Annotated in this window: 34 protein-coding genes; 29 read left to right on the top strand and 5 right to left on the bottom strand. The window is 71.5% G+C overall.

Annotated elements, in window-relative coordinates; all coding sequences use genetic code 11:
• Positions 1-54 precede the first annotated feature (54 nt).
• Together I8N67_RS10040 and I8N67_RS10035 are read right to left on the bottom strand one after the other, a co-directional pair.
• Positions 55-1,713 carry an alkaline phosphatase D family protein gene (locus tag I8N67_RS10040; RefSeq protein WP_200302299.1) on the bottom strand — a complete coding sequence of 553 codons (1,659 nt, stop codon included), beginning with the start codon at positions 1,711-1,713 and terminating at the stop codon, positions 55-57.
• A gap of 98 nt (positions 1,714-1,811) precedes the next feature.
• Complete coding sequence (locus tag I8N67_RS10035; protein WP_200302298.1) at positions 1,812-2,456, bottom strand: HNH endonuclease family protein; 645 nt, start codon at positions 2,454-2,456, stop codon at positions 1,812-1,814.
• Between the two features lie 301 nt (positions 2,457-2,757).
• Between I8N67_RS10035 and I8N67_RS10030 the strand changes: the two genes are divergently transcribed.
• On the top strand, positions 2,758-4,290 hold the full coding sequence (locus I8N67_RS10030; RefSeq protein WP_200302296.1) for a recombinase family protein: 1,533 nt from the start codon (positions 2,758-2,760) through the stop codon (positions 4,288-4,290).
• A 2-nt stretch (positions 4,291-4,292) separates the two neighbouring features.
• On the opposite strand, the gene I8N67_RS10025 is transcribed toward I8N67_RS10030, so the two are convergent.
• Together I8N67_RS10025 and I8N67_RS10020 are read right to left on the bottom strand one after the other, a co-directional pair.
• Positions 4,293-4,811 (bottom strand): hypothetical protein, encoded by a 519-nt coding sequence (locus tag I8N67_RS10025; RefSeq protein WP_200302294.1) that lies wholly within the window; start codon positions 4,809-4,811, stop codon positions 4,293-4,295.
• A gap of 195 nt (positions 4,812-5,006) precedes the next feature.
• Complete coding sequence (locus I8N67_RS10020; RefSeq protein WP_200302292.1) at positions 5,007-5,843, bottom strand: helix-turn-helix domain-containing protein; 837 nt, start codon at positions 5,841-5,843, stop codon at positions 5,007-5,009.
• A gap of 173 nt (positions 5,844-6,016) precedes the next feature.
• Here I8N67_RS10020 and I8N67_RS10015 point away from each other — a divergent pair, with 173 nt between their 5' ends.
• The 23 genes from I8N67_RS10015 (at position 6,017) to I8N67_RS09910 (ending at position 18,802) form a co-directional block, all read left to right on the top strand.
• Positions 6,017-6,241: a helix-turn-helix domain-containing protein gene (locus I8N67_RS10015; protein ID WP_200302290.1), complete on the top strand. Its 225-nt coding sequence runs from the start codon at positions 6,017-6,019 to the stop codon at positions 6,239-6,241.
• Positions 6,238-6,426: a hypothetical protein gene (locus tag I8N67_RS10010; RefSeq protein WP_200302288.1), complete on the top strand. Its 189-nt coding sequence runs from the start codon at positions 6,238-6,240 to the stop codon at positions 6,424-6,426. The genes I8N67_RS10015 and I8N67_RS10010 overlap by 4 nt, the downstream gene beginning before the upstream one ends.
• Positions 6,427-6,514: 88 nt before the next feature.
• On the top strand, positions 6,515-7,681 hold the full coding sequence (locus I8N67_RS10005) for a hypothetical protein (RefSeq protein WP_200302286.1): 1,167 nt from the start codon (positions 6,515-6,517) through the stop codon (positions 7,679-7,681).
• The gene (locus tag I8N67_RS10000; protein ID WP_200302284.1) at positions 7,678-8,325 is read left to right on the top strand and encodes a hypothetical protein; all 648 of its coding nucleotides are present in this window, start codon (positions 7,678-7,680) and stop codon (positions 8,323-8,325) included. Before I8N67_RS10005 ends, I8N67_RS10000 begins: the two co-directional genes overlap by 4 nt.
• On the top strand, positions 8,322-8,894 hold the full coding sequence (locus tag I8N67_RS09995) for a LuxR C-terminal-related transcriptional regulator (RefSeq protein WP_200302282.1): 573 nt from the start codon (positions 8,322-8,324) through the stop codon (positions 8,892-8,894). Before I8N67_RS10000 ends, I8N67_RS09995 begins: the two co-directional genes overlap by 4 nt.
• On the top strand, positions 8,891-9,325 hold the full coding sequence (locus I8N67_RS09990) for a hypothetical protein (RefSeq protein ID WP_200302280.1): 435 nt from the start codon (positions 8,891-8,893) through the stop codon (positions 9,323-9,325). The genes I8N67_RS09995 and I8N67_RS09990 overlap by 4 nt, the downstream gene beginning before the upstream one ends.
• Positions 9,319-9,522 carry a hypothetical protein gene (locus I8N67_RS09985; RefSeq protein ID WP_200302278.1) on the top strand — a complete coding sequence of 68 codons (204 nt, stop codon included), beginning with the start codon at positions 9,319-9,321 and terminating at the stop codon, positions 9,520-9,522. Before I8N67_RS09990 ends, I8N67_RS09985 begins: the two co-directional genes overlap by 7 nt.
• On the top strand, positions 9,519-9,641 hold the full coding sequence (locus I8N67_RS43805; RefSeq protein ID WP_267912698.1) for a hypothetical protein: 123 nt from the start codon (positions 9,519-9,521) through the stop codon (positions 9,639-9,641). Before I8N67_RS09985 ends, I8N67_RS43805 begins: the two co-directional genes overlap by 4 nt.
• Positions 9,634-9,912, top strand: coding sequence for a hypothetical protein (locus I8N67_RS09980; RefSeq protein ID WP_200302276.1), 279 nt, complete (start codon positions 9,634-9,636; stop codon positions 9,910-9,912). Before I8N67_RS43805 ends, I8N67_RS09980 begins: the two co-directional genes overlap by 8 nt.
• Positions 9,913-9,996: 84 nt before the next feature.
• A complete protein-coding gene (locus tag I8N67_RS09975) occupies positions 9,997-11,208 on the top strand; it encodes a hypothetical protein (RefSeq protein ID WP_200302275.1) in 1,212 nt (403 codons plus the stop codon).
• A complete protein-coding gene (locus I8N67_RS09970; RefSeq protein WP_200302273.1) occupies positions 11,205-11,423 on the top strand; it encodes a hypothetical protein in 219 nt (72 codons plus the stop codon). The genes I8N67_RS09975 and I8N67_RS09970 overlap by 4 nt, the downstream gene beginning before the upstream one ends.
• A complete protein-coding gene (locus I8N67_RS09965; RefSeq protein WP_200302271.1) occupies positions 11,420-11,962 on the top strand; it encodes a hypothetical protein in 543 nt (180 codons plus the stop codon). Before I8N67_RS09970 ends, I8N67_RS09965 begins: the two co-directional genes overlap by 4 nt.
• A gap of 204 nt (positions 11,963-12,166) precedes the next feature.
• Complete coding sequence (locus I8N67_RS09960) at positions 12,167-12,646, top strand: hypothetical protein (protein WP_200302269.1); 480 nt, start codon at positions 12,167-12,169, stop codon at positions 12,644-12,646.
• Positions 12,643-12,873: a hypothetical protein gene (locus tag I8N67_RS09955; protein WP_307835192.1), complete on the top strand. Its 231-nt coding sequence runs from the start codon at positions 12,643-12,645 to the stop codon at positions 12,871-12,873. Before I8N67_RS09960 ends, I8N67_RS09955 begins: the two co-directional genes overlap by 4 nt.
• A 29-nt stretch (positions 12,874-12,902) precedes the next feature.
• Positions 12,903-14,327 carry a hypothetical protein gene (locus tag I8N67_RS09950; protein WP_200302267.1) on the top strand — a complete coding sequence of 475 codons (1,425 nt, stop codon included), beginning with the start codon at positions 12,903-12,905 and terminating at the stop codon, positions 14,325-14,327.
• An 18-nt stretch (positions 14,328-14,345) separates the two neighbouring features.
• Entirely contained in the window at positions 14,346-14,687 is a 342-nt protein-coding gene (locus I8N67_RS09945; protein ID WP_200302265.1) for a hypothetical protein, read from the top strand.
• On the top strand, positions 14,684-15,466 hold the full coding sequence (locus I8N67_RS43800) for a Trp family transcriptional regulator (RefSeq protein WP_200302262.1): 783 nt from the start codon (positions 14,684-14,686) through the stop codon (positions 15,464-15,466). Before I8N67_RS09945 ends, I8N67_RS43800 begins: the two co-directional genes overlap by 4 nt.
• On the top strand, positions 15,463-15,972 hold the full coding sequence (locus tag I8N67_RS09935) for a hypothetical protein (protein WP_200302260.1): 510 nt from the start codon (positions 15,463-15,465) through the stop codon (positions 15,970-15,972). The genes I8N67_RS43800 and I8N67_RS09935 overlap by 4 nt, the downstream gene beginning before the upstream one ends.
• Positions 15,973-16,088: 116 nt before the next feature.
• A complete protein-coding gene (locus I8N67_RS09930) occupies positions 16,089-16,766 on the top strand; it encodes a hypothetical protein (RefSeq protein WP_200302258.1) in 678 nt (225 codons plus the stop codon).
• Positions 16,759-17,487, top strand: coding sequence for a hypothetical protein (locus I8N67_RS09925; RefSeq protein WP_200302256.1), 729 nt, complete (start codon positions 16,759-16,761; stop codon positions 17,485-17,487). The genes I8N67_RS09930 and I8N67_RS09925 overlap by 8 nt, the downstream gene beginning before the upstream one ends.
• Positions 17,484-17,804, top strand: coding sequence for a hypothetical protein (locus I8N67_RS09920; protein WP_200302254.1), 321 nt, complete (start codon positions 17,484-17,486; stop codon positions 17,802-17,804). Before I8N67_RS09925 ends, I8N67_RS09920 begins: the two co-directional genes overlap by 4 nt.
• A 4-nt stretch (positions 17,805-17,808) precedes the next feature.
• Positions 17,809-18,348 (top strand): DUF6221 family protein, encoded by a 540-nt coding sequence (locus I8N67_RS09915; protein WP_200302252.1) that lies wholly within the window; start codon positions 17,809-17,811, stop codon positions 18,346-18,348.
• A gap of 205 nt (positions 18,349-18,553) precedes the next feature.
• Complete coding sequence (locus I8N67_RS09910) at positions 18,554-18,802, top strand: MerR family transcriptional regulator (protein WP_200302250.1); 249 nt, start codon at positions 18,554-18,556, stop codon at positions 18,800-18,802.
• A gap of 3 nt (positions 18,803-18,805) precedes the next feature.
• Here the strand turns inward: I8N67_RS09910 and I8N67_RS09905 are convergent, their stop codons facing one another.
• Positions 18,806-19,342, bottom strand: coding sequence for a PH domain-containing protein (locus tag I8N67_RS09905; protein ID WP_200302248.1), 537 nt, complete (start codon positions 19,340-19,342; stop codon positions 18,806-18,808).
• A 211-nt stretch (positions 19,343-19,553) separates the two neighbouring features.
• Between I8N67_RS09905 and I8N67_RS09900 the strand changes: the two genes are divergently transcribed.
• From I8N67_RS09900 to I8N67_RS09880, 5 genes are all read left to right on the top strand, one after another.
• Positions 19,554-19,757, top strand: coding sequence for a hypothetical protein (locus I8N67_RS09900; protein ID WP_200302246.1), 204 nt, complete (start codon positions 19,554-19,556; stop codon positions 19,755-19,757).
• Between the two features lie 582 nt (positions 19,758-20,339).
• Positions 20,340-20,831, top strand: coding sequence for a hypothetical protein (locus I8N67_RS09895; protein WP_200302244.1), 492 nt, complete (start codon positions 20,340-20,342; stop codon positions 20,829-20,831).
• On the top strand, positions 20,815-22,461 hold the full coding sequence (locus tag I8N67_RS09890) for a hypothetical protein (protein ID WP_200302242.1): 1,647 nt from the start codon (positions 20,815-20,817) through the stop codon (positions 22,459-22,461). The genes I8N67_RS09895 and I8N67_RS09890 overlap by 17 nt, the downstream gene beginning before the upstream one ends.
• Before the next feature lie 12 nt (positions 22,462-22,473).
• On the top strand, positions 22,474-23,997 hold the full coding sequence (locus tag I8N67_RS09885; RefSeq protein WP_200302241.1) for a phage portal protein: 1,524 nt from the start codon (positions 22,474-22,476) through the stop codon (positions 23,995-23,997).
• The gene (locus I8N67_RS09880) at positions 23,994-24,962 is read left to right on the top strand and encodes a hypothetical protein (RefSeq protein ID WP_200302239.1); all 969 of its coding nucleotides are present in this window, start codon (positions 23,994-23,996) and stop codon (positions 24,960-24,962) included. Before I8N67_RS09885 ends, I8N67_RS09880 begins: the two co-directional genes overlap by 4 nt.
• The last annotated feature ends 10 nt before the right edge of the window (positions 24,963-24,972 follow it).

Genomic DNA, 24,972 nt, shown 5'->3' with positions numbered 1-24,972 from the left:
ATGCCTCACGAGCATCCCGGACAACACGGGTAACAACCGTGCGCAATGGGCGTATTAGGGGGTGAGTGCCGACTCGGCCACTGTCTCCAGCCGGGCCTTTCCGCCCCGCCGCGCTCGCGCCCGGTCGAGCCGCAGCCGGGCCGAACGGCCGTGCAGCGTCAGTGTCATGAGCTGGTTGCCGAACCAGGGTCCGCCCGTTCTGCGCCAGTCGATCGAGGGCCGCTCCCCCCTGCCGTGCCGCCCGAACCACCGGCCCAGCGCCCGCCCCGTACCGCTCCAGCCGAAGCGGAATCCGAGCTTTATCCAGCGCGGCACCGAGTTGTGCACGGGCGAGCAGGTCAGTTGGAGCACGCGGGCGTCGGGGGCTGCGGGGGCGTCGGGGGCGGGCCAGGACGGCTCGGCGACATAGGCGTGGTGCACGTCCCCGGAGAGCACGAGCACGCTCGCCGGGGCGCCCGGTCCCGCGCCCATCTCGGCGATCAGCCGGGTCAGCGCCTCGAAGGACGACGGGAAGGCCGCCCAGTGCTCCAGATCGGCCCGCTGCCGCAGCCGCTCCCCGAACCGCGCCCAGCGGTTCCCGCGCGCGCCCCCGCACAGGGCCGCGTTCCAGGACTCGGCGTCATGCACGAGGTGGGGCAGGAGCCAGGGCAGCGAGGTGCCGATGAGCAGATGGTCGTACGAGCCGCGCGCGTCCAGCGCCTGGGTGCGCAGCCACTCCGCCTCGCCCGGGTCCAGCATCGACCGGTTCCCCTCGTCGAGGACCCGCGCGGCCCGGGTGTCGAGCATCAGGACCCGTACGCGTCCGAAGTCCCGCCGGTAGCTCCAGCGGACGGCGGCCGGCTCCTGGTCGGCGCGGGCCGCGTGGGCGCGCAGCGCGTCCGTACCGTCCGGGGTGGCGCGAACGGCCAAGTGGACCGGGTCGGCGGCCAGTTCGGCGGGGGAGAGGTTGCCGAGGTGCTGATGGACCCAGTACGACATCAGGCCGCTCAGAATCCGCTCGCGCCACCAGGGGGTGGCCCGCATGTCGGCGAGCCAGGCCTCGCTGGTGTTCCAGTCATCTATCACGTCGTGATCGTCGAAGATCATGCAACTGGGCACGGTGGAGAGGAGCCAGCGGATCTCGGGGTCGAGCCAGGACTCGTCATAGAGGTGGGTGTACTCCTCGTAGTCCGCCACCTGGTCCCCTGGCGGGTCCGCCAGGTTCCGGCGGGCGGCCAGCCAGCGGCGGGTGGCCTTGGAGGTCTCGTCCGCGTAGACCTGGTCGCCCAGGAGGAGGAGTACGTCGGGGCGGTCGGCCCCCGGTTGGGCGGCCAGGCGGGCCGCCAGGGTGTCCAGGGTGTCCAGGGCGTCCGGGCCCACGGGGTCCGGTTCGCCTGCGGGCGGTGCGGCCCAGCGGCAGGAGCCGAAGGCGACCCGGACGGTGTCGCCCTCGGCCGGGGTGCGGATCTCGGAGGGCGGGAAGGCGGAGCCGGGCAGCGGCCACACCGGCGTGCCGTCCAGCAGGACCTCGTACGCCGATGCCGTGCCCGGCGTGAGTCCCGTCACCGGGATCAGGGCGTAGTGGTGGCCGGCGATCTGGAAGGTGCGGGCCTCGCCGCGCCCGCCGCCGGCGCACCGCACCTCGGCGGTGCACGGACGGCTCGCCTCGACCCAGACGGTCGCGGACGAGCCGTCCACATATCTCAGCAGTGGTCCCAGGCGCAGCCCCGCCATCGGTGATCACCCTCCTCCGTCGCCCCGTACGGTACGGAACGGCGGAGGAGAACGGGGAGGTTCCGGGCCACTTTTGTTCGGGCGCGGTCGGCTCGGGTTCAGCAGCTCGCCAGGTAGCTGGTGAGCGCGCTCTTCTCGGCGGAGTCGACGGACAGGTCGTAGTAGTACTTCACCTGGACCCAGGCACGGACGTACGTGCAGCGGTAGGACGTGACCGAGGGCATCCACGTGGCCGGGTCCTGGTCGCTCTTCGACTGGTTCACGTTGTCCGTGACGGCGATGAGCTGCGGGCGGGTCAGGTCGTTGGCGAACGCCTGGCGGGTGGCGCTGCTCCAGCTGTCGGCGCCGGAGTCCCAGGCCTCGGCCAGCGGTACCAGGTGGTCGATGTCGAGGTCGGAGGCGGCGGTCCAGGTGGCGCCGTCGTACGGGGAGTACCAGGAGCCGCTGGTGGCGGCGCAGGCGGAGCTGGTGACGACGTTCGTGCCGTCCCGCTTGAGGACCGTCTCGCGGGTGTTGCAGGTGCCGCTGATGGTGATCCAGTGGTTGAACAGGTCCCGGTCGTACCCGGTGCGGTCCTCGGTCGCCACGGTGAGGGTGGCGAGGTAGGAGCGGGCGGTGGAGGCGCTGACCGGGGTCGGGAGCGCGGCGGAGGCGGTGGGAGCGTTGAAGAGCGCGACGGAGGCTATCAATCCGCTGAGCGCCGCGAGTATGCTGACTCGTCGACGCGCGTAGAACCTGCGCATGTGAACTCCTTGTGGGGCCGGGGGTGTTGGGGGCGACCGATTGAAGGGTCGCGTCGCGGTGTTACCGGCGGGTGTGCGTCTGGTGAGAAGTTAGTGACGTGCGCATGACACGACAAGGGTTGCGGCCGTGATTGCTGGACTGCGCCTGGGCCGGGAACCGTCCGGGACCGGTCCAGGGCGGGGTCCAGGGCCTGGTCCGGGGCGTGGTCCGGAAGCCTCGCGTACGATGGGCGGCGCAGAAGGGGAGTAGCTCTTCGCCCGAGTAGTTCAACAAGCCACTGTTCTTGGCTATCGTCTCGTCATGCCCATCGCGCCTGAGTTCCTGCGCCTCGCCTACCCCGGCCAGGAGTTTCCCGCCTACCTGTACGGCCGAGCCTCCCGCGACCCCAAGCGCAAAGGCCGAAGCGTCAAATCCCAGCTCGACGAGGGCCGGACGCTGTGCCTCGACGCCGGCTGGCCCATCGTCGGCGAGTTCAAGGACGTCGACCGCTCGGCCTCTGCGTACGCGCGCAGGAAGCGCGACGAGTTCGAGGAGATGATCGAGGGCATCCAGACCGGCGAGTGCCGCATCCTCATCGCCTTCGAGGCCTCGCGCTATTACAGAGACCTGGAGGCGTACGTACGTCTGCGCCGAGTCTGCAGAGAGACAGGCGTACTGCTCTGCTACAACGGACAGGTCTACGACCTCTCCAAGAGCGCTGACCGCAAGGCCACGGCCCAGGACGCGGTCAACGCGGAAGGCGAAGCCGACGACATCCGCGAGCGGAACCTGCGCACGACTCGCCTCAACGCCAAACGAGGCGGCGCCCACGGGCCCGTCCCGGACGGCTACAAACGCCGCTACGACCCGGACTCCGGCGAACTGATCGACCAAGTGCCCCACCCTGAACGGGCCGGGCTCATCTCGGAGATTTTCCGACGCGCTGCCGGGGCTGAACCTCTAGCCGCCATCTGCCGTGACCTGAACGAGCGAGGCGAGACCACCCACCGGGGCAAGCCGTGGCAGCGCCATCACCTGCACGCCATCCTGCGCAACCCCGCCTACATCGGGCACCGCCGGCACCTGGGTGTCGACACCGGCAAAGGCATGTGGGCACCCATCTGTGACGACGAGGACTTCGCGGAGACCTTCCAGGCCGTGCAGGAGATCCTTTCGCTCCCTGGCCGCCAGCTGTCCCCCGGGCCCGAGGCGCAGCATCTCCAGACAGGGATCGCCCTGTGCGGCGAGCATCCCGACGAACCACCCCTGCGGTCGGTCACGGTCCGCAGCCGCACCAACTACAACTGCTCGACCCGGTTCGACGTCGCGATGCGTGAGGACCGGATGGACGCGTACGTGGAAGAGTCGGTCATCACCTGGCTCGCCTCCGACGAGGCCGTGGCCGCGTTCGAGGACAACACCGATGACGACAGAGCACGCAAGGCTCGGGTTCGGCTGAAGACGCTTGAGGACCAACTGAAGGACGCTCGGAGGAAGGCCAGGACGCTACGGCCTGACGGCATGGGGATGCTGTTGTCCATCGACTCCCTCACCGACCTCGAAGCCGAACTCACTCCCCAGATCGACAGGGCCAGGACAGAATCCCGGTCCGCGCACGTGCCGGCGCTGCTGCGGGATCTGCTCGGCAAGCCCCGGACCGACGTCGACCGGGCCTGGAACAAGGTGCTCACGCTGCCGCAGCGCCGCATGATCCTGCGCATGGTCGTGACCATCCGCCTCTTCAAGGCCAGCAGGCGGGGCGTGCGGGCCATAGAGCCGGGCCGGATCACGCTGTCGTACTTCGGCGAGCCCGGCTTCAAGCCGATGGTGAAGCCGGGCGTACGGGCCGTCTGAGGCTATGTGAGCGCCATCGGGAGCACCGGCGGTGCGAGAAGCGGATCCGGCGCGGCCGCCGACGGAAGCGGCCGGCGTCGGAACCACACCTGGACCCATAGCCCGTCGCCGGCGATCCGCAGCATCAGGTCGTTCATGTCGCCCTGGAGCTGTCTGGTGCAGTACTGCTCGTCGATCAGGTGCACGCACCAGCCGTCGTCCTCGACGGGAACGACCAGGCGGCCCGAGGGCATCATCTCCGCGGGCACGGTCTCCCAGCGGAGGAGAGCGAGCCGGAGTCCCTGCGCCGGGCGCTTCATGCGTCCGTCGTCGGTCCACCTCTGCCGCCACAGCCCGTGGACCACGCAGTGGTTGGTGACCCTGGCGAACTGATCACACAGCGGCTGCTCGGTGTGGTCCGGATGGAGGATGAACTCGATCCGCCCGCCCGGCTGGTCCCGTATGTCGACGGTGCGGCCCTCCGGTAGCTCCCCGGGCAGCGCGAGCCTGTAGAGCGCTTCCTTGCGTGGCGTGTCGGACACTACGGTCCACCCCCTGCGGCGCTGCCCTCTGGAGGGCAGCGCTTTCCTATGGTTTGCGTCCCTCGCTGCCAGGCGGGGGACCATCATGCACAGGGCGATTACTTTTGGCCACACCTTCGTCACGCGCCGCATGGGCTAGGCCTCCCAACTGCACCAATGTGCGGGGGCAGTTGGGCTATGGATATTTTTCCGCCATCAGTGCTTGGGGGATCTGCGGTACAGGCGCATGAGTTGGTGAACCTTTGCCAGGTCCTCGGCGTCCAGTTCCCCGGTGACGACCGCCCTGACCTGACCGTCGTCGCTCCAGACTGTGTGGACGTCCATGAACTGCACGCCGGCGGCCTCCTGCACCATGCCCGGGTCGAGGCCCAGGGCATCGGCGAGCGCGTCCAGTTGCGGGTACTCCGGACGCTCTGCCGGACTCAACACTGCCCGTTCCAGCCGGTCCAGCCAGTCGGCCTCGACCAGTCGCTCGCCGCTACTGCGGTCGACCGTCGAGGCCGCCACCGCCTCCAGGCTGAGCCCAGCCTCGGCGCGGCGTACGCGCACCAGGTCCGACAGGTCCGTCCGCCCCGATGGCGTCTCTTCCAAGTCGTCGCGTACGGCCTGGAAGACCTCGTCCAAGTCATTGGCGGTGACGCCGAGCTCCCGAGCTGAGGCGCGCACGACGCGGCGCAGGGCCTCGCCTGGCGAGAGTCCCTCTGCAGCCTGAACTTCTTCGGCTCCGCCGGCGGCGGATGGGCGTTCGGTGTGAGGCTCGGCAGGGTCGTCGACGACCGCGCCCGTTGGGAGCGGAGTAGGTTCGCCCCCCGAGAGGATCGCTTCGATCGATCCTTGTGACCATGCCAGGGCACGCCCAAGCTTGTGATACGTGGCAGGGCGCGCATTGATGGCGCCTTTGCGGATCTTGCTCAGAGTCTCGTCGGAGAATCCGCCGGCCCGGCAGACGGCCGCGTACTCAAGCCCCAGCTCGGCGATGCGCCGTTCCACGTAGTTGCCCAGGCGCATGAGCGCATCTGCGTCAGCCGTCATAGGCCGAGGGTACCTCCGCGTTCCAATCGATTCCAAAAGTGCACGTCATTGGTAAGTCAAGACTCACCTAGGTGGCAAGACTCCCTCATCATGCCCCCAAGGGGTGCCAAGTTAATCCAACTTACCCACCGGTAGGGGTTGTGATTGGACAAGCATGGAATAGATTGGATTCCATGCTGAGTCGGAAGATCTGCGGGGCGAAGCTCCGGCGTGTGCGTGAGGACCGGGGCCTGACGGTCGCCGCCCTGGCGAGCGCCGTGCGGCGGACCCCCTCGAACATTTACAAGATCGAACAGGGGAAGGCGCAGCCGTCGTCCCCCGTCTACGCGGCGCTCAAGGCCACCCTCGAAGTCCAAGACGGCGAACTCGCCGATGAGACGGCTGGAAGCGCGGCGTGACGCGCGAAGAGCGGCACCGGATCCTCAGCCCGGCTGAGATCGCCGACGCCCAGAGCCAGGCTCAGCGGGCCGTGACCACGGTCGGTATCCCGCAGGAGCTGATCGACAGGCTGCGCCCGATCCTCGCCCCCGCCGCTACGGCATTGGCGACGGACGAGGCGGCCGCGCACGCCAAGGCCGCCTGACCCACACGAAATCGGGGCCGGCCCCGGCCTCACCCGGAGCACGACCCCTCGGCACATCCACACCCAACCCATCAAGGAGTGGATCACCTTGACCACATCATCCCACCGCCCGTTCGGGTTCCACGTGCCCGGCCCTGTGCCGGTACCGATCCCGCTGCGCCATGTCCCGGCCATGCAGGCTGCCGTGGTCCCGGACGTCCCCGCGCCGCTGGTCGCCCAGGCGATCGAGCCGGTGTTCCCGATGTGCGTGGCCTGCGGCAACCGCCGTGGCCTCGCCCCTCACGGGCAGGATCGCTACCGCTCCGGCGCCCGAGTCCTCGTCTGCAAGGGCGGCTGCGAGGTCGCCCCGGTACAGGCCGCCGCCGGTGTGATCAGCGCCGCGATGTCGCAGGGCGCGGCCACTCCGCAGGAGATCGCGCAGGCCGAGGAGGACGCCGGCATCCTCTTCGACCCGAAGCGTGCGCAGGAGATCGCAGAGGTCGCCGCCGAGCAGGTCCGCGCCGAGATGCGGACCGAGTTGGTCCGGGCGGTCGAGGACCGGCAGACCGCGGACTGGTTCCACGCCCGCTACCAGGCGGTCGGCCAGCTGTGCGCGGGCCGCAAGATGGACGACTGCCTCACGATCACCGAGATCCTCACCGCCATCGATGGCAACGCCCCCACCGCCGCTCCGCTGCACATCGCGTGGGACGGCCTGGTGTCCGTTCCCGCCGGTGACCGGACGGGCGAGTCCACCCTCGTCGGGTGCAAGACGGCCCGTGGTGGCAGCGAGGTCCTGGCCCTCACCGACGAGCAGCGCCTGGACCTCGCCGAGAAGCTCCTCGTCATCCACCCGGCGAAGGCCTGCGCCACCCCGTGCTGCGGCACTCCGACCGCCGACCTCATCGAGTCCGACCCGCGACTGTGGGGCGGGATCGTCGTCGACGTCGTCGGCACCGACGGCGGCCCCCGCTGGTGGTGCGACCCCTGGTGTGCGAACTCCGCGATGGCGGCCGCGCGCACCGAGCTGCAGCACGCCGACCAGCTGGCCGCCATCGACCCCGCCCAGCAGGCCCCCTCCCTGCCCGTCGCCGAACCCGGGCCGGGGCTCGTCGAGGCCGGTGTGCCGCGCTGCCACCGCTGCGGCTGCACCGAGAAGCAGGCCTGCGAGGGCGGCTGCCACTGGGTGCCCAACGCCGGCCTGATCAACCTGTGCTCCAACTGCGCCCGCCCCGAGGACATCACCCCCGCCCCGATGCCCGGCGGTGGCTGGTGAGCACGGTTCAGGACACGTATCTGGGCTGGGAGCTGCTGACGCACGCCGAGGCCTGCAAGCGCCCGGTGTGGGAGGTCGACCTCCGGCGCCGTGAGGACGCCTGGCGGTACAAGGCCAGCCTGGCGCACGAGGAGCGGGCCGAGCACAAGTGCAAGGACCAGTTCTGCGGCCACGGCAACAGCTTCGACGAGCTGACGGTGCGGATCGTGTGCTTCTCGTGCGGGGTGGCGGAGGTCATCACCGGCGAGCGCACGGAGGACACCGGCCGGACCACGACGAGCACGAAGTGGCTCGGCTACGGCCAGCCCGCGCGCCGTGTGGCGGGACTGTGGCTGTGGCCGGGGGAGCCGTGGCTGAACGTGGGCCGCGCCGGCTCGTCCGAGCCGCACGACTTCCTCGTCACCCGCCCCGGCGTGGACCGGGTCACGGCGGACGTCGTGGTCGGCCAGGTCACCCTCGGCCGTGGCCGGCGCGGCGGGGTGAACTGGACGGCGGCCGCCGTCCCGAGTGAGAACGGCCCCTACGGCCGAGGGCGCGGCCGGATCGCCTGGGCATGCGTGCAGGACTCCTTCAAGACGCCGGCGGCGGCCGCGAAGTGGATCGTCGCCCGCCTCGCCGAGGCCGAGGGGAGCGATGCCCCGTGAGCGCCGTCGACGAGAGCTCGCGTGTGGCGGGCCGGGCCGGGAAGGACACCCACAGCCAGTCGCGTGTGGGCGGAGTTCACCCGGCGCCGGCACTGCCGGACAAGGTTCTCGCCCAGCTGCGTACCGGGGGTCTGGTGCCGCCCCGGGCCCCGGGCCCGGGCCAGGTGTGGCTGCCGCGCGGTGAGGCGGAGACGCATCTCCTCGGTGAGGGGCGCCGTCTGGACCGCGTGCGGCAGGTGCTGCTCGCCGAGGTCGGCCGTCTGCGCCACCAGCTCAAGGCTGCCCGCGGGGACGGCCGTGGGCGGCGGGAGGAGGCCGCCCGCACCGCGGCGCGTCAGGCCGACTGCCCGCTGACCGCCTCGCTGCTGAACGCCCTGGCGGCGGCCGCGCGGGGGGAGACGGCCGAGGAGACGGCCGGCCGTCTGCACCTGGCGTACGACACGGTCAAGAACCACCGGCAGCGCGCCGTGCACCGGCTTCAGGCGCGCAGCGTCACCCACGCGGTCGCCCTGGCGGTGGCCGCCGGGTGGATCACCCCCGAGCAGATCGACGGGGGCGACGGCCTGTGACCGGCACCGCCGCGCTGCTCGCGCTGCCGCACCTGGCCTACGGCGACGCCGTCCACAGCATGCTGGGCGAGACGGGCCTGACCCCGGACGTCCTGGAAGCCGGTGTACGCACCGAGGACCCGGGCCGGGGGCCGGAGCTGTTCCTGACCCTGTCCTGGCTGGCCGGGCACCCGGACGTGGACCCGGCCGGGCTGGATCTGATCTGGTCCCACCTGACCGGGTGGGCGGCCCGGATCGGCCTCGACGCCAAACCGCTGCCCCTCGGCGCGTTCGCCGCCCCGCCGGTCCTCGCCGACGCCGTGCTGCACCTGTCCGTGAACGGGCTGGAAGAGCCGTGGGAGCCGGCCGACCGGCTCGCGGAGTGGGAGCACGCCCGCGCCCTCGACCTGACCCTCAACGCGGCCGCCGAGCAGGGGCTGATCGCGTGGTGAGACGCCCCGTGCTCGCGCTCCGCCCCGGCGATGAGGTCCGCCAGGACGGCGGGGCGTGGTTCACCGTGGCCCGCCGCCCCCTGCCCAGGGGCAGCGGGGCGGAGGTGACGTGGCCCTACGTCGGCGGCCGCGCCGGCCACGCGCCATGGCTCGCGACCGTCGAGTGCCGCCCCGCCGCCGAGGGGGTGGGCGCGTGATCGTCATCGCGCTGATCGCCACTGTCGCCGCCTGGTCGCTGTTCCTCCTCGGCGCCTACCTCCTCGACACCCGCAGCAACGCCGGCCGCCCGCCGGAGAAGGAGCCTGACCGTGAGTGAGAGCGCCCAGATCGCCGCCGTCCTGATCGTCCTCGCCGTCCTGACGCCGGTGCTGGTCACGCTGCGCCACATGGGCGTGCCCAGCTACCCCGCCGACGCCTCGTACGCCGGCTTCCACGACGACCCGGCGCGCGTCCTCCTGGACTGCGAGGGCCACTGCCCCGGGACCACCGCGCACGAGATCACCGGCGACGAGGTTGCGACCTGCGTGCTCTGCGGCACGCACCGCAGCACGCTCCCGGACTTCGCCCAGGCCGACGACGAGGCCTGACCCCTGATCCGCCGGTCGGGCCGGACGTGACCTGACCCGTCCTGCCCGACCGGCCACCCACCACACATCGACATGGAGACACCGTTGCGTCGCGACGACCCACGCCTGCAGATCATCACCGGCGCCATCGAGCGTCTCATCCCCGGCTCGACGCCGGCGTTCCTGAACGTCCAGCTGACGGAGACGTTCCCGCTGTCCGCCCGGGCCTCGGTGAACACCTGGACCGGCACCCCGGCAGGAGTCGCCGAGCGGGTCTTCACCGCCCTGTACGGCCGCCCCCGCGAGGAGACCGTCACCTCGCCGCTCGCCCAGGCCGAGGCCGCCAAGCGCAACCGTGACTTGCTCGGTGAGCTGAGCGTGCTGATGTCGGCCGGGCAGGATCTGGAGTCCGCGCCCTGGTACCCGTGCCGCCCGGGCGACCTGGTCCACGTCCACCACAACGCAGTGGGTGACGTGCCTCTGATCCCGGCGTTCGGGGAGACGTACGTCGTCGGGGATGCCGGGGACGGCCTGCTGAGCATGATGCTCCTCGCGCACAGCCTGCCCGAGGGTACCGAGCACGCCGAGTCCATGGTCGGCTGCTTCGCGGTCGAGGCCGTCGACTGCCCCGTCTACGACTTGTGGTTCGAGGCCGGGCCGCGGCGCCTGACCGTGGTCCGGGACGGCGAGGTCGTGCACGGCACCCCCGCCCGGCGTGAGAGCCGGCGCGTTACGGCCTGGGACAAGCTGGCGGTGAAGACTCTGGCGGCCGCGATCGGCCAGGCCGAGCAGTACCTCGAACGCGGTGAGCCCGAACTCGCCCTCGCCCGGCTGCGCTCCGACAAGCCTCTGCCGCCCTGCGGTGCGCCCGGAGTGATGCCTGAGCACGCCGACTGCGCCCGGCCGTCCGGACACGGCGGCGCACACAGCCCGGACGCCGACCACGTCGAGCCGCCGCACGAGTGCCCCAAGCTGCCCGAGCAGCTGCACGCGGTCCTCACCGTCGGCGCGAAGGTCACCGACGTCCACCTCGCCGGCCTGTACGAGGACCAGGAGGCGGCCGCCGACCACGCGATGGGGTTCCACACCCTGCGCTCGGAGTTGGACCAGCTCACCGAGCGGTTCGTGAAGCCCGCGTTCGGCCTGCCCGGCGAGATGGTGCTCACGCTGCCGAAGGAGAACCAGATCCAGGCCACCGGCGTGCAGCTGGCGGTCGTCGTGCCCCTGCAGATCCTTCCCGACCCGCGCGAGGACGACCAGGACGGCTACGACTACGACGACACCGGCGACGACTACGACGTTTGGGATGACGAGTGAGCGCCGTCGGCCAGCACGCCGGGAGTGAGCCGCTGCGCCGGTCCCCGGACGAGGGGGACACGTCGGCCTGCAACTGCGGTGGTGCCTGGCACGAGGCGCAGGACCACTGCGTGAGCTGGACGTGCCCCGGCTGCGACCGCCTGTGCCCGGCCGAGCCGGGCGTGCCCGTCGACGAGGACGAGCCGGACATCGAGACCTGGGGGAGGACGTCATGACCGAGCAGGAGCGGCACGCCGAGGTGCACCGGCTGAAGGCGGAGCACGGCTACGGCGCGCGCCGGATCGGCCAGGAGCTGGGAATCAGCCGACACGCGGCCACCCGGCTGCTCGCACAGCCACGGCCTCAGCCGGTGGCCGCCGCCGCGCCCGTGCAGGTGGCTGAGGTGGCCGACCAGCGGCCGCCGGTGGCTGTCGGGTCTCAGCCGGTGGCCGAGGAGCGGCTGCCGGCGGCTGGGGTGGCTGCCGGGGTGGCTGTACCGGCTGAGTCGTCCGGTCATGTGGCCGGGGTGGCGCGGCTGTTCCGGATGCCAGGGGCGCGCAGTCCCTGGCTGCAGGTGGATCTGTCCGGCCGCCCGTGGCTGGTGCGGGACTTGATGCGGCTGGCGCGGATCGGCCTGCAGATCCCGTACGTCGTCGACATCGCCGTCCGTTCCTTCGCCGCCGCCTACCACCAGGCCGTCACCCGCGGCGACCTGGTCCCGGGCCAGGCGTACGAGGTCCAGACCCGCGTACGGCCCTGCTCGCACGCGGCATGAAGACCGGCCGCCCGCCCCGGCCCTCTCCCCGGGGCGGGCGGCCACCCCTTCGGCCACTGGCCGACCACTGGCTGCGGAGGACCGCATGCAGATCCGCCACCCGGCCGGCTGGCTGTGCGACCGGCACAGCCCGTGGGCCATGGCCGGCCACGACAGCCCCACACCCCGCGTACGCGATACCGGCACCCCCGAAATGAGGTCTGCATGACCGAGCAGAACAGACACGTGACCCCGGCCGACCTGGCCGCGGGCGCGGCCACCCGCCGCTGTGGCGCGCCCCTGGTGGCCGCGGCCGCCCCGGCCTGCCTGGCCCCGGCCGCCGGCGTCGACGACACGCCGCCCGCGGTGGCGTACGACCGGACGCGCTGGGAATCGGAGGTCCTGTCCGGCGGGACGTACGTGCCGTCCGCGGAGCGCCTGGTAGCCCTGGTCCTGGCCCACTTCGCGGGTGTGGGCGGCCAGCTGCCCGAGGACGGCGTCCAGCGCAGCGACCGGCTGATGGCACTGACCGGCCTGTCCCGCGAGAAGGCACAGATGGCGCTGAAAGGCCTGCAGCGGGCGGGGCTGTTGTGGCGGCCGCCGGGCGAGGGCCAGGGCCGGCCGAAGACCCACCTGGCGCGGCCGATCACCCTCACCGTGCCCGCGCGGCGCGAGGAGCCTCCCCATACGGGCGAGCCACGGTGAGCGGCCTCGACGGGCAGATGGCGTTACTGCCCGACGACCCCGCCGCGTACGGCGGTCCGGCCGCCGTGCCGACCACGCCGATCACCACCTCCGGCCGCACCGAGTACTCCGTGCACTGCGCGACCGGCTGCGGCCAGCACCACCGTCACACCGGCCCCGGTGTACGCACCGCCCCGTGCGGCGCCACCTACACCGTGCCCCACCCCGACGAGGAGTCCCCGCCTTGACCCCCTGCAGCCCGGACGGCATCTGAGCGATGACCCGTCTGCCCGCGTCTCCCGCTGCCGAGCCCCGCCACACCCGTGGCGGGGCCGGTGGCGTGGGGCGCGGGCAGTGGGTGCGCTACCCCCTGCGGTTGGTCGTCGACACCGTCTCCTACGCGGACGCCGACACGAAGGTCTACGGCAAGGTCAAAGCGCTCTCCCGGGGCCGCATGTGCGAGGCCTCGGTGGCCAAGCTCGCGGAGTACACCGGCCTGAGCACGTCGGCGGTGGAGAAGGGCCTCGGGCGTCTGTCGAAGCCGGCTCCGACCGACGGCGTGGAAGAGGCCACCCGCCGCCAGCGCTCCCACCGGGTCACCGGCAAGGGCCGTACGAACGAACGCACCACCCGGCCCCTGGACGCCGGCGAGCGGTACATCGACGCGCCCGTGCGGGCCGCTGACACCCTGCGCGGCACCCTGCACCGCCTGTACCTCCTCCTGCGCTACACCACCCACGTCGAGCACCGCGACCTCACCCTCGCCGAGATCGGCCAGGCGCTGCGCCACCACGGCGGCAAGCACGCCGGCGAACCCCTGCACGAGCGCACCGCGTCCCTCCTCCTCGACGAACTCGAGGACGCCGGGTGGATCACCCAGGACAAGCGGGCCGGCTACCGCGCCCGCCACCAGATCACCGTCCACGACGACCCCGTGCACCTGGTCGACCAGCCCGACGGCACGCCGCCCCCGCCCGGAACACCCGCTCCGTCGACTCCCGGTGCTGAGTGCGGGGCGGCTCCCGGTGCTGAGTGCGGGGCCCCCGCGTATAAGGAAGACCATGCACTGACTGACCTTGAGAACAACGATGCGCCCCCCGGTGGGGGTGTCCGCCGTAGGCGAGGTGACCGTAAGTGGGCCGCCACCCCTGTGGATACCTTCGGTAACCCGAAAAGCCGCGGAATTGTCACGGCCGAGGGTGCGGCCCAACGCCCGTACGGCGGGCCCTCGCTGAGCCTCTCACCGCGCGTCTGGGACGTCCTCGCCCCCGTCGCCGACCTCCTGCCCCGCATCAGCCCGTTCGTGCTCCGTGCCGCCGCCCGGGAGATCGGCCGCCAGCTCGACGCCCAGGCCCACCCCGACGACCTCCACGACCAGATCCTCCACCGCCGCCAACGCACCGCCGCCGCCAACCTCGGCGATCCCGGCCGGTGGCTCCTCGGCGTCGCCCTCGCCAACTGGCCCTCGCCCTGCGGCCTCACCGACTGCGTCGACGGACTCATCCGCCACACAGGCACCCCCTGCAAGGCCTGCGCCGCACTCCCGCCCCGGCGAGCCCCCGGCCACGCCCGCGGACACCCACCGCCCACCACGGCCGCCACCGCCCTGCAGCACTGCCCCGGCTGCTCAGCCCCCTACCGGCCACCCCTGAGACACACCACCTGCCGCCTCTGCCACCACCCCCTCACCGACACCGCCTGACCCGAGAGGACACCCCCTGTGCCCTACAGCACCCCGCGCCCCGCCCCCCGCAACGGACCAGGCCGCTGCCCCAGATGCCAGGCCGCCGTGATCTTCTGCCTGAACGCGAACGGGATCACCCAGGCCGTCAACTCACAACGGGTCCCCGAGTACGGCAACCAGGCCGTCCGCCAGGACCAGGCCGGCCGCTGGCACGTCCGCCAGCTCGGCGGCGACCGCCGCACCCTCGAGGGCAGCGAGGCCCTGCACTACCCCCACGCCCCCACCTGCACCAACCCCGCCCCCAGGACCCCCGCGAAACGCCGCCTGTCCGCCAGCAGGGTCACCGTCGGCGTACGGCCCGTCCGGTGGCAGCGATGACCGACCGCGCCGCCATCGCCGCCATGCTCCGCGCCGGCGCCACCTACCGCCAGATCCGCGCACACCTCGGAGCCCACCCCAAAGAGATCCGCGCCACCCGCGTAGCCCTCCACATCCCCGTCCCCCCAGGACGCGGCGGCACATGGCGCACCGAGAACTACGACCAGATCCGCGACCAGGTCGCCGACATGCTCCGCGCCGGCGCCACCGCCAGACAGGTCAGCGAGAGCCTGGGCGTCAGCTCACGCACCGTCAGCGAGGTCCGCCGCGACCGCGCCATCCCCCCGCCCCCCGGACGCGGCGGAGGCGGCCGCACCCCCGACCACGCCCTCCACAACCGCATCGAGAGCATGCTCCGCGACGGCGCCACCTACGACCAGATCCGCGCGGCACTCGGCACCAGCACCGCCACCATCGCCCGCGTCCGCAAAGAACGCACCATCCCCCTGCCCACCGGCAGAAACACCACCACCCACAAAGCCGCCCGCACCCCCGAACAAGCCCTCGCCCACCACACCCAGCCCGCCCACGACGGCCACACCACCTGGACCGGCCCCACCCAAGGCCGCGCCCTGCCCGTCCTCTGGTCCGGCGGCCGCCACAACGCCCTCCACACCGCGTTCCGCCTCCACCACCACCGCGACCCCGCCGGCCGCGTCCTCCGCTCCTGCGACCACCCCGGATGCATGACCGGCGCCCACCTCACCGACCGCACCCTCCGCGACGCCAACCACCGCGCCGACCAAGCCTTCAACTCCATCTTCGGGACCACGCAATGACCGCACCGAGCAAGCTGCTGCTCCTCCTGTACAAGTGCCCGTTCTGCCTCGGCGGCCTGACCGGCGACGGCACCGACGGCACCGACGGCACCGACGGCACCGAACCCTGCCACCACTGCTCAGGCATCGGCCTCACCGACGACCCCTGCGGCGACGCCGAACGCGCCCCACGCCCGCCCGCCGTCATGCGCACCCCCTGCGCCGACTGCGCCTACCGGCCCGGATCACCCGAACTGGACGCCAACGGCGCCCAGCTCCCCGACGACGAACCGTTCTTCTGCCACCAGGGCGCGCCCATCTCCGCACGCGGCGCCTACACCCCCGTCGCCACCTTCCGCGGCCTCCCCCTCGGCCTCATGGTCTGCGCCGGATGGTGGGCCCTCACAACCGGCGAACAGCTCCCCACCACGCCCTACCGCGAGATCCCCGTCACCGAGGACCAGACCGAACGCCGCTGGGGCACCACGCCCCACGCCCTCCGCGACCACCCCCGCACCCCCGACTAACCCCTGCCTCGCGCACGCGCGTGCCTGCGATCGCGCGCGCGGTAACCGCAGGCACGCACGCGAGACCCCTACCCGCCAGTACGAATGACCCGATTCCCCGGACGGAAAGAACGATCATGAAGACGGTCCCGCCGAACCCCTACAGCCCCTACGCCACCGCCCACCCCACCGAACGCCACCTCTTCCGCACCCTCGGCGGGCCCCCCACACCAGGCGCCCTCACCCACACCGGATGTGACCGCCTGGCCGTCGTCCCCGAAGAGACCATCGAGCTCGACCCCACCGCCGAGGAGCTGCCCGAAGGCCTGTGCGCGACCTGCGTCGCATGCATGCGCGGCCTCGTCGTCACCGTCACCAAGACCGAGACCGACTGCCTCAACTGCGGCCTCTCCAACATCCAGAACGGCCTGTGCGCCGTGTGCCGCGCAGAGGCACACCAGCTGTGGACCCTGACCCGCACCACCACTGTCCCGACCCCACCGCCCGTCCCGTTCCTCGTCCAGGGCGGCCCCGTCTACGTCTCCCCGCAGGCCTGGTGCGAACACGGAGAGCTGTTCATCGGCGCACGCCTCCACGGCTACTACCCCACCAGCGAATCCCACGAGACGTACATCGACGTCCTCCTGCCCCGCTGCTTCCTCGCCACCGTCATCGGCGCCGTCCTCGCCATCACCGACCTCGACCCCAACCCCGAGAACCAGGACCGGTTCACCAACGCCGTCAACGACACCCAGAACACCGTCCGCGCCGCCTACCGCCAGCGCCTGGACGACGACGAGGCCGGCCATGGCTGACCGCTGCGCCGTCACCACCTGCGGCCGCGCCCTCCCCGACGGTCGCCCGGGCCGCGTCTGCTCCCGCTGCGCCTCCCGCATCCGCGCCCGGCTCGCCGAACTGCACTACCAACTGCCGCTCCTGCAGGCCTCGCTGCAGCACGACCGCAGCCCCACCACCGGCACCATCCACGGCGGCCGCGCCACCTCGCCCATGCCGCTGCGCGCCGACGTCATCAACCTGCTCGGCCCCGGCAGCAACAGCGCGGTCACCGACCCGTACGACGAGACGCGCGGCGACCAGAGCGGCCCCCTGCCCATCGACACCCACCTCAAGGGCTGGGCCGAGATGACCGCCGGCCACGTCCGGCTCGCCCCCGCGCCCGGCATCCGCCCCGGCCACACCTGGGCGGCCTGGCTCGACGCCTACCTCCCCTGGATCGTCACCGCCCCCTGGGTCGCCGAGTTCCACCAGGAGCTCGCCGAACTCCTCGCCCGCGTACGCGCCATCACCCGCACCGAACCCCAACGCCACCTCCAGGACGCCCCCTGCCCCAACTGCGACGCCTTCGCCCTCATCGACGAGGACTGGCAGGCCTACGTCGAATGCAAGGCCTGCGGACTGCTGCTCACCCACCCCGAGTACCTCGACCACGCCCGCCGCGTGCTGCCCGCCCTCCACCGCACCGCCCTCACGATCCTCCTCGCCACCCGAACCGCCCAGGAGAACCAGGCCTCATGACCGACAAGCCGCCCGTACCCGCCACCATGTTCGACCCCTGGCCCCGCATCCCCATCGACACGGCCGACGGCAGCCCCTTCGACCGCATCGCGCGCCTCGCCGTCTACGCCGCAGACGACTGGACCTTCGGCCCCAACGGCCCCTTCACGCAGCCCATGACGCCCGCCGAGATCTGCCGCCGCCAGATACGCGAAGGCCTCCTCCACCTCCTCGAGCTAGGCCTCATCGACATCGACACCGACCGCATCGACGCCTCCCCCGGCATCCCGTGCCAACGCGAGGAACCCACAGACCCGGACCCGAATCCGCGAGGATGACCCCATGGATGACACGACGCAGTGGCTCGGCGACCAGATCGACGTCGACGAACAGATCGCACGGGCGTCGAGCGGCGGCACGGTCGTCGGCGAGCCGGGTAAGCAGCCCGCGCCGGGCGGCGACGAGTGGGAGGCGTGCCGAACCGACTGCGACGAGGACGAGCTCTTGGTCGCCCTCCGCCCCGGCCTGCCACGACCGCCGGACGTCATGAGCGGCAAGTGGGGCCAAGTCATCTGCTACCGACCGGAATTCGGGGACCCCCGGGACGAACCACTCCTACCCCAGCTTGAGCATGCGGCCCGGCACGACCCAGCTCGGGTACTGCGCGAGGTCGCGGCGAACCGGCGTCGCCTCGAACGCCACGCTCCGCAGATGATGGTCGGGTACGACAGCGACGAAGACGACCCGTCCACGTACGTCCTCGGCTGCCCCGCCTGCCAGACCACCGTTGTGCGTGAAGGTGACTGGCCGTGCGAAGAGATCCGGGACGTGGTGGCCTCATACGTAGACCGGCCGGGCTGCCGCGACGAGTGGAAGCCGTAGCCTGTCGTACCGCCGTGCCACACTGACCCCGCGCACGGCCGCTTCACATGGTCCGCCACGCCCCTCGTCGTGGCGGACCGTACGCGTTTGTGCTGGACAAAGATCCGGACACGGTGTGAACATGGCGCCAGCAGCACACGTATGCCTCCGACCACACCAGCCCCCGCCACCAACCGGGGGCTGACGCATGTACGAGGGGGCGCGCATGGCCGAGCAGCTGTACAACGGCACCGAAGCCGCCCGCCTCGCCACCCAATGGCGCCAACGTGTCTCCGCCGGCGCCAAAGCCGTCAGCCGCTCCGCCATCTGCAACTGGCGAACCCGCGGCCACCTCCCCGTCGCAGGCCTCGACGAACGCGAACGCCCCCTCTACTCCCTCGCCGACCTCGCCCGGGCCGAGAAGGCCACCCGCGAGGTCGCCCTCCACCCCGAGCGCGCCACCCAGCGCGCCTGAGGCCTACAGGCTGTCGAGGATCTTCGCCCGCCGGTCCCGGTACTCCTCGTCCGTGATCGCCCCGGCCGCCCGCAGCTGATCGAGCGTCTGCAGCCGCGACGCCACATCCTGGGCGCCCGCAGCCGCTGCGGCCACCGGCCCCGCAGCTGGCTGGGGAGCCGCAAGCCGGGCCCTGAGCGCGTCAGCGAGCGCCTTGCCCGCGTCCTTCGGCATCTGCTTGATCTCGGCCTTGTTGCCCGACGCGAACACGATCAGCGTCCCCGAGATCATCCCGCCCGACCACTGCACCGAGCTGATCCGCCCGTACGGGAAATCCTCCACCTGCTGCGACATCACCCCGTGCTTCAGGAAGATCAGCCGCTGACTCGTCATCGCGACCAGACCGTTGCCCTTGCCATACACGCCGGTCGCCAGCATCTCCACCGTCTCGCCCTCCCACAGGACTTCAGGCAGACGCTGGATCTCCCGCTTCGCACCGAGCGTGCTCTGCAGCTTCGCGGCGGCCTCGTCGATATCGGGCCGTACGTCGAACTTCGCCATCAGGGAACTCACTTCATCAGGGCCGGAAAACGCGGCCCGTGGGGGGCCAGAGCCGCGAGCGGAACGTGGGGGAACCACCGAGCGTATCGGCGCACACCCGACACTGCGCCCGATCCGCACAAGACCACCCAGGGCCGGGGTGGAGGGGAAAACGCTGCCCGGGAGCCCCAACTCCCGGGCAGCGCCCCACACACGGCCGGAGGAGGGAACCATGCAGCACTCCGCCGTCATCGAGATGGAACTTCGCGACCTTCCCCCCAAAGACGGCTGGCGCGTCGTCGAGAAGACAGGCCGCGCGAGCGTCACATGCCCATGCGGCCTCGACACCGGCCTCATCGCGGCCACAGACGCACTGAGCGCACTACAGGAGCACGCGGGGCACGGCGAGGGGCGCACAACGCTCGCCATGGCCTGATGCCCCGCAAGGCGCTGCAGGTCTGCCCCACACCCGGATGCCCCACCCTCACCCCTGGGGGACGCTGCGAGGCATGCCAGGGCAGGGCCCGGCGCGCACGCCCCACAGCAGCGTCCAAGGGCTACGACAGCCGATGGACACGCACACGCTCTGAGTACCTACGTGCTCATCCGTACTGCGAGTGCGACGAGTGCGAGGCCATCCCCGTACTGCTACGTCCCAGGGCTACAGAGGTCAACCACCGTGATGGCTTGGGTCCCTTGGGGCCACGTGGTCATGACTGGACGAACCTGCAAGCGATGACGAAGGCTCACCACTCTCGCGAGACAGCCAGACATCAGCCCGGAGGCTGGAACGACCGCTCAGAGTGACCAAATGGCATCGTTGCAGGTCAGAGGCCTAATGAGATGCAAAAGCCCAGGTCAGAGGCCTATCGGGGGGTGGGGGTGGACCCCTTCCGAGTAGGGGGCCCGGAACGCCGGGGAGGGCTCCGGGGGGTCGGTCAGGTTCAAAGGGTCAAGATCGTCACGCAACGTGACGGTCGTCTGAGGCTGCGCAACGCGGCTCGGAGGAGTGATCACCATGCCCCGTGGAGGAGCCCGAGTCGTCTCCGGACCGGCCCCCGACCCGCTCGCGCTGCGCCGCAACCGGCCCTCCGACAAGGCTGGCTGGACCCTCCTGCCCTACGAGGGGCGCCCGGGCGAACCGCCCGAGTGGCCGCTGACCGAGGCCACCGACCGCGAGTGGCACCTGTGGTGCCAGCTGTGGGAACGGCCCCAGGCCGTCATGTGGGAAGAGCTCGGCCAGGAGTTCGAGGCCGCCCTCTTCGTACGCTGCCTGGCCGAGGCCGAGCAGCCGGACGCCAAGGTCGACGTCCGCAAGCTCGCCCGGCAGTACCTCGACAGCCTCGGCCTGTCCGTTCAGGGCATGCTCCGCAACCGGTGGAAGATTTCGCCCGGCGAGCCCGGCACCGTCCCGGCCCTCGAGGAGACCGAGCCGAACGAGCCGGCGCCGCGCCGCCCTTCCGCGCGCGACCGCATGACGGTGGTTCCGTTCCGTGGCCGGGAAAGCTGAAGCAGGGCCCGAGTTCGTCGTCGACTTCCCCACGCTGTGGGTCGTACCGGACTGGATCGAGCGGCACTGTCCCGTGCCCGACGGGTTCCGCGCGGGCCAGGACCTGGTGCTGTACCCGTGGCAGCTGTGGTGCACCGTCAACCACTACCGCGTCCGCCCGGAAGCGGTGGCGGGCCAGCTCGCGCCGGCGTTCCACAACCGGCGCAGCCAGATCGTGGCCCCGCAGAAGACGGGCAAAGGGCCTTGGTCCGCTGCGATCGTCCTCGCCGAGGCCTGCGGACCGGTGGTGTTCGCGGGCTGGGCCCTGGGCGGCGAGCGGTTCATCTGCGCGGACTACGGCTGCGGCTGCGGCTGGTGGTACACGTACGAGCCGGGCGAGCCGATGGGCGTGCCGTGGCCCACGCCGCTGATCCAGCTGACCGCGACGTCCGAGGACCAGGTCGCGAACGTCTACCGGCCGCTCAAGGCGATGGTGAAGAAGGGCCCGCTGCAGGACCGGCTGCGGGTGGGTGAGGAGTTCACCCGGATCGGCGAGGACGGGCAGATCGACGTCGTCACCTCCTCGGCCCTGTCCCGGCTCGGCAACCCGATCATCTTCGCGATGCAGGACGAGACCGGCCTCTACACCGCGGCGAACAAGCTGCGGAAGGTCGCCGAGACCCAGCGCCGCGGCGTGGCCGGCATGGGCGGCCGCTCGATGGAGACCACCAACGCATGGGACCCGTCGGAGGACTCCGTCGCGCAGACGACGTCCCAGTCCAAACGCCGCGACGTCTTCAAGTACCACCCGCAGGCGCCCAAGTCCCTGAGCTTCAGGGACAAGAGGCAGCGTCGCCGGATCTACCGGTGCGTGTACGCGGGCTCGGCGCACGTCGACCTCGACGCCATCGAGGCCGAGTCCGCCGAGATCATGGAGAAAGACCCGGCACAGGCCGAGCGGTTCTTCGGCAACCGGTGTGTGGCGGGAACGTCGAGCTGGCTGGACGGCACGAAGTGGGCCGCGAAGGCCAAGCCCCGCCGTGTACGGCCCATGACCCGCGTGGTCCTCGGCTTCGACGGCTCCGACATGGACGACTGGACGTCGATCCGGGCCGAGACCATGGACGGCTACCAGTTCACCCCGCTGTACGGGGCGAACGATGAGCCGACCATCTGGAACCCCGCGGACTACGGGGGCCAGGTCCCGCGCGCGGAGGTGCGCGCGGCGATGGACCAGCTGATGAACCGCTACGACGTCGTACGCCTGTACGCGGATCCTCCTTACTGGGACACCGAGGTCGATGACTGGATCGACGCCTACGGCGAGGAGCGGGTCATCCGCTGGTACACGCGCCGCATGGTGCAGATGCACTCCGCGGCCGAGCGGCTGAAGACCGACGTGGTGAAGCGGAACACCGCGGATGGGCAACGGGCGTCGTCCTTCACGCACGACGGCTGCGAGCTCACGCAGTCGCACATCGAGAACACCCGCCAGGCCGAGCGGCCGAGCGGGTTGTACGTGCTCCGCAAGGCCTCCCCGCCGCAGAAGATCGACATCGCGGTGGCCTCGGTCCTCGCCCATGAGGCGCTCGGTGACGTGATCGCGGCGGGCCTGGCGGAACCGGACGTGTCCTATTACTACGGCTCATGAAGGGGGGCGCGGATGGCCACCCTGGGGCAGGCCCTGCAGCTGGTGTCCCTGCTGGAGTCGGAGCTCATCCGGCGGCGGGCGGAGATCGACCGGAACGGCGACTACTACCGGGGCAAGCAGCCGCTGAAGTTCGCCTCCGACGACTTCGCGAAGTTCCACGGCGGCCGCTACAAGGACTTCAGCGACAACTGGGTCCAGGTCGTCGCGGACTCGCCGGTCGAGCGGCTGACGGTGAACGGCTTCCAGGCCTCCGGCGAACTCAAGGCGGACAAGGACCTGTGGGAGGTGTGGCAGGTCAACGGCCTGGACGGAGACTCCCAGCTGGGGTTCCTCGGCGCGGTCAACTCCGCCCGCTCGTACGTGCTGGTGTGGGGCGACCCGGACGACGAGGACACCCCGATCGTCACGTTCGAGGACGCCGCGCAGTGCATCGTCGTCTACGAGCCCGGCTCGCGCGTACGCCGGCGGGCGGGGCTGAAGCGGTGGCAGGACGGCAACTGCGACTACGCCACCCTCTACCTGCCCGAGGAGCTGTGGAAGTTCGAGCGGCCGATGCTGCGGCAGGACAAGAGCCCGCAGATGGCCGACGTCGACGAGGCGATGAAGCTGTGGCTTCCCGCCGGCGCCGAGGAGCGCCGACGGACCTGGCAGCCGCGCGACGAGGCGGAGCTCGGCGAGCCGAACCCCCAGCACAACCCGATGGGCCTGGTGCCGCTGGTGGAACTGCCGAACAAGCCGATGCTGGTCGAGGACCCGATCAGCGACATCACGGGCGTGGTCGCCATGCAGGACGCGATCAACCTTCTGTGGGCACAACTGTTCACCGCCTCCGACTACGCCAGCTTCCCGCAGCGAGTGATCCTCGGCGCCGAGCGGCCGATGATCCCCAAGCTGAACACCGCGGGGGAGATCGTCGGCAAACAGCCGGTCGACCTGGCGAAGTTCGCCGTGGACCGCGTCGCGTGGATCACCGGCAAGGACGCGAAGATCGCCGAGTGGCAGGCCGCGAACCTCGCCGCCTACACGCAGCTCATCGAGGTCGCCGTGGGCCACCTCGCCGCGCAGACCCGCACCCCGCAGCACTACCTGATCGGAAAGATGGCCAACCTCTCCGGTGACGCGCTGCTGGCCGCCGAGACCGGCCTGGTGAAGCGGGTCGACGAGAAGAAGCTGTGGTTCGGCCAGGCCCTGCGCGAGGTCGCGCGGCTCATCTACCTCGCCCGTGGCGAGTACGCCAAGGCGAAGGCGATGCGCGCGGGCGCGGTGCTGTGGGCCGACTCCGAGTCCCGCTCCTACGCGCAGCTCGCCGACGCCCTGGTGAAGCTGAAGGACATCGGCTTCCCCTTCGAGTGGCTGGCCCTGCGCTACGGCCTCACCCCGACCGAGGTCGCCGACGTCGTCGCGATGCGCGAGCGGGAGGCCGAGATGGACCCGATCGCCGCCGCCACCCAGATGCTTGCCCAGCGGCCCGCCCTCGCCGACGAGGAGGACGTCGTCGAGGGCGAGGCGGACGTCGAGGAGGGGGCGCTGGTATGACGGTCCCGCCTGAGGCCCAGCAGCACCAGGCCGACCGCGCCGCCCAGGCCGCGGCGACGGCGGCCGCCGTGAGGTCGGTGTGGATGGCCGCCGACCCCGAGGACCTGGAGGGCTCGTGGCTGGCCGGCGCGATGCTCGCAGCCGAGCTGATCCACGCCGGACAAGTCGCGGCCGCCTCTTCGGCGGAACCGTGGCTGACGCAGGAGACCGGCCCCGGCGAGGGAGCGGTGGATCCGGAGACTGCTGCGGCGGCGGCCGCCGGTGACCTGACGATTCCGCTGCTGTATCCGCTGCTGATCGCCTTCAACCGGCTGCGCCGCGGGTTCTCGGTGGCGATGTCGATCCTGTCCGGGGCCGCGTTCCTGGAGATGGTCACGCGCTCCCTGGTCGCGGACGCCGGACGGATCGCCGACATGGCCGGGATGATCGCCCGCCCGCGCGTCGTGTCGTACGTGCGCGTGGTGCACCTGCCCGCGTGCGCGCGCTGCATCATCCTCGCGGGCAACGAGTACAGCCTCTCCGACGGGTTCATGCGGCACCCGCGCTGTGACTGCACGCTCGCCCCGCGCCGCCCCGGCGACACCTGGGAACTCGCCTCCCCCGAGGCCCTGTTCGGGCAGATGGACCCCGCCCAGCAGCGCCGCGCGTTCGGACAGGCCGGGGCCGACGCGATCCGCGAGGGCGCGGACATCGGCCAGGTGGTCAACGCCCGCCGGGGCATGACCACCAAGACCCTCTACCGGCGCGAGGTGCAGGCCACCAGCGAGGGCACCACCCGGCGCGGCCTGTACGCCGCGCGCCGCAAGAGGTTCGAGAAAGCAGTCGGCACCCGCTTCGGCGAGAGCACGCGCGCCCGGGCCCGGACCAAGGCCGTGCGGCTGATGCCGGAGGAGATCTACCGGCTCGCCGACGGCGACCGCGACCACGCGATCCGGCTGCTGAGGAAGAACGCCTACATCGTCTGACCGGGCGCAA

Origin of the sequence: Streptomyces adelaidensis (genome assembly GCF_016598475.1) — a bacterium.
Classification (GTDB): domain Bacteria; phylum Actinomycetota; class Actinomycetes; order Streptomycetales; family Streptomycetaceae; genus Streptomyces; species Streptomyces adelaidensis.
Note: the sequence above shows the minus strand (reverse complement) of the source record. Positions and strands in the feature narration are given on the sequence as shown.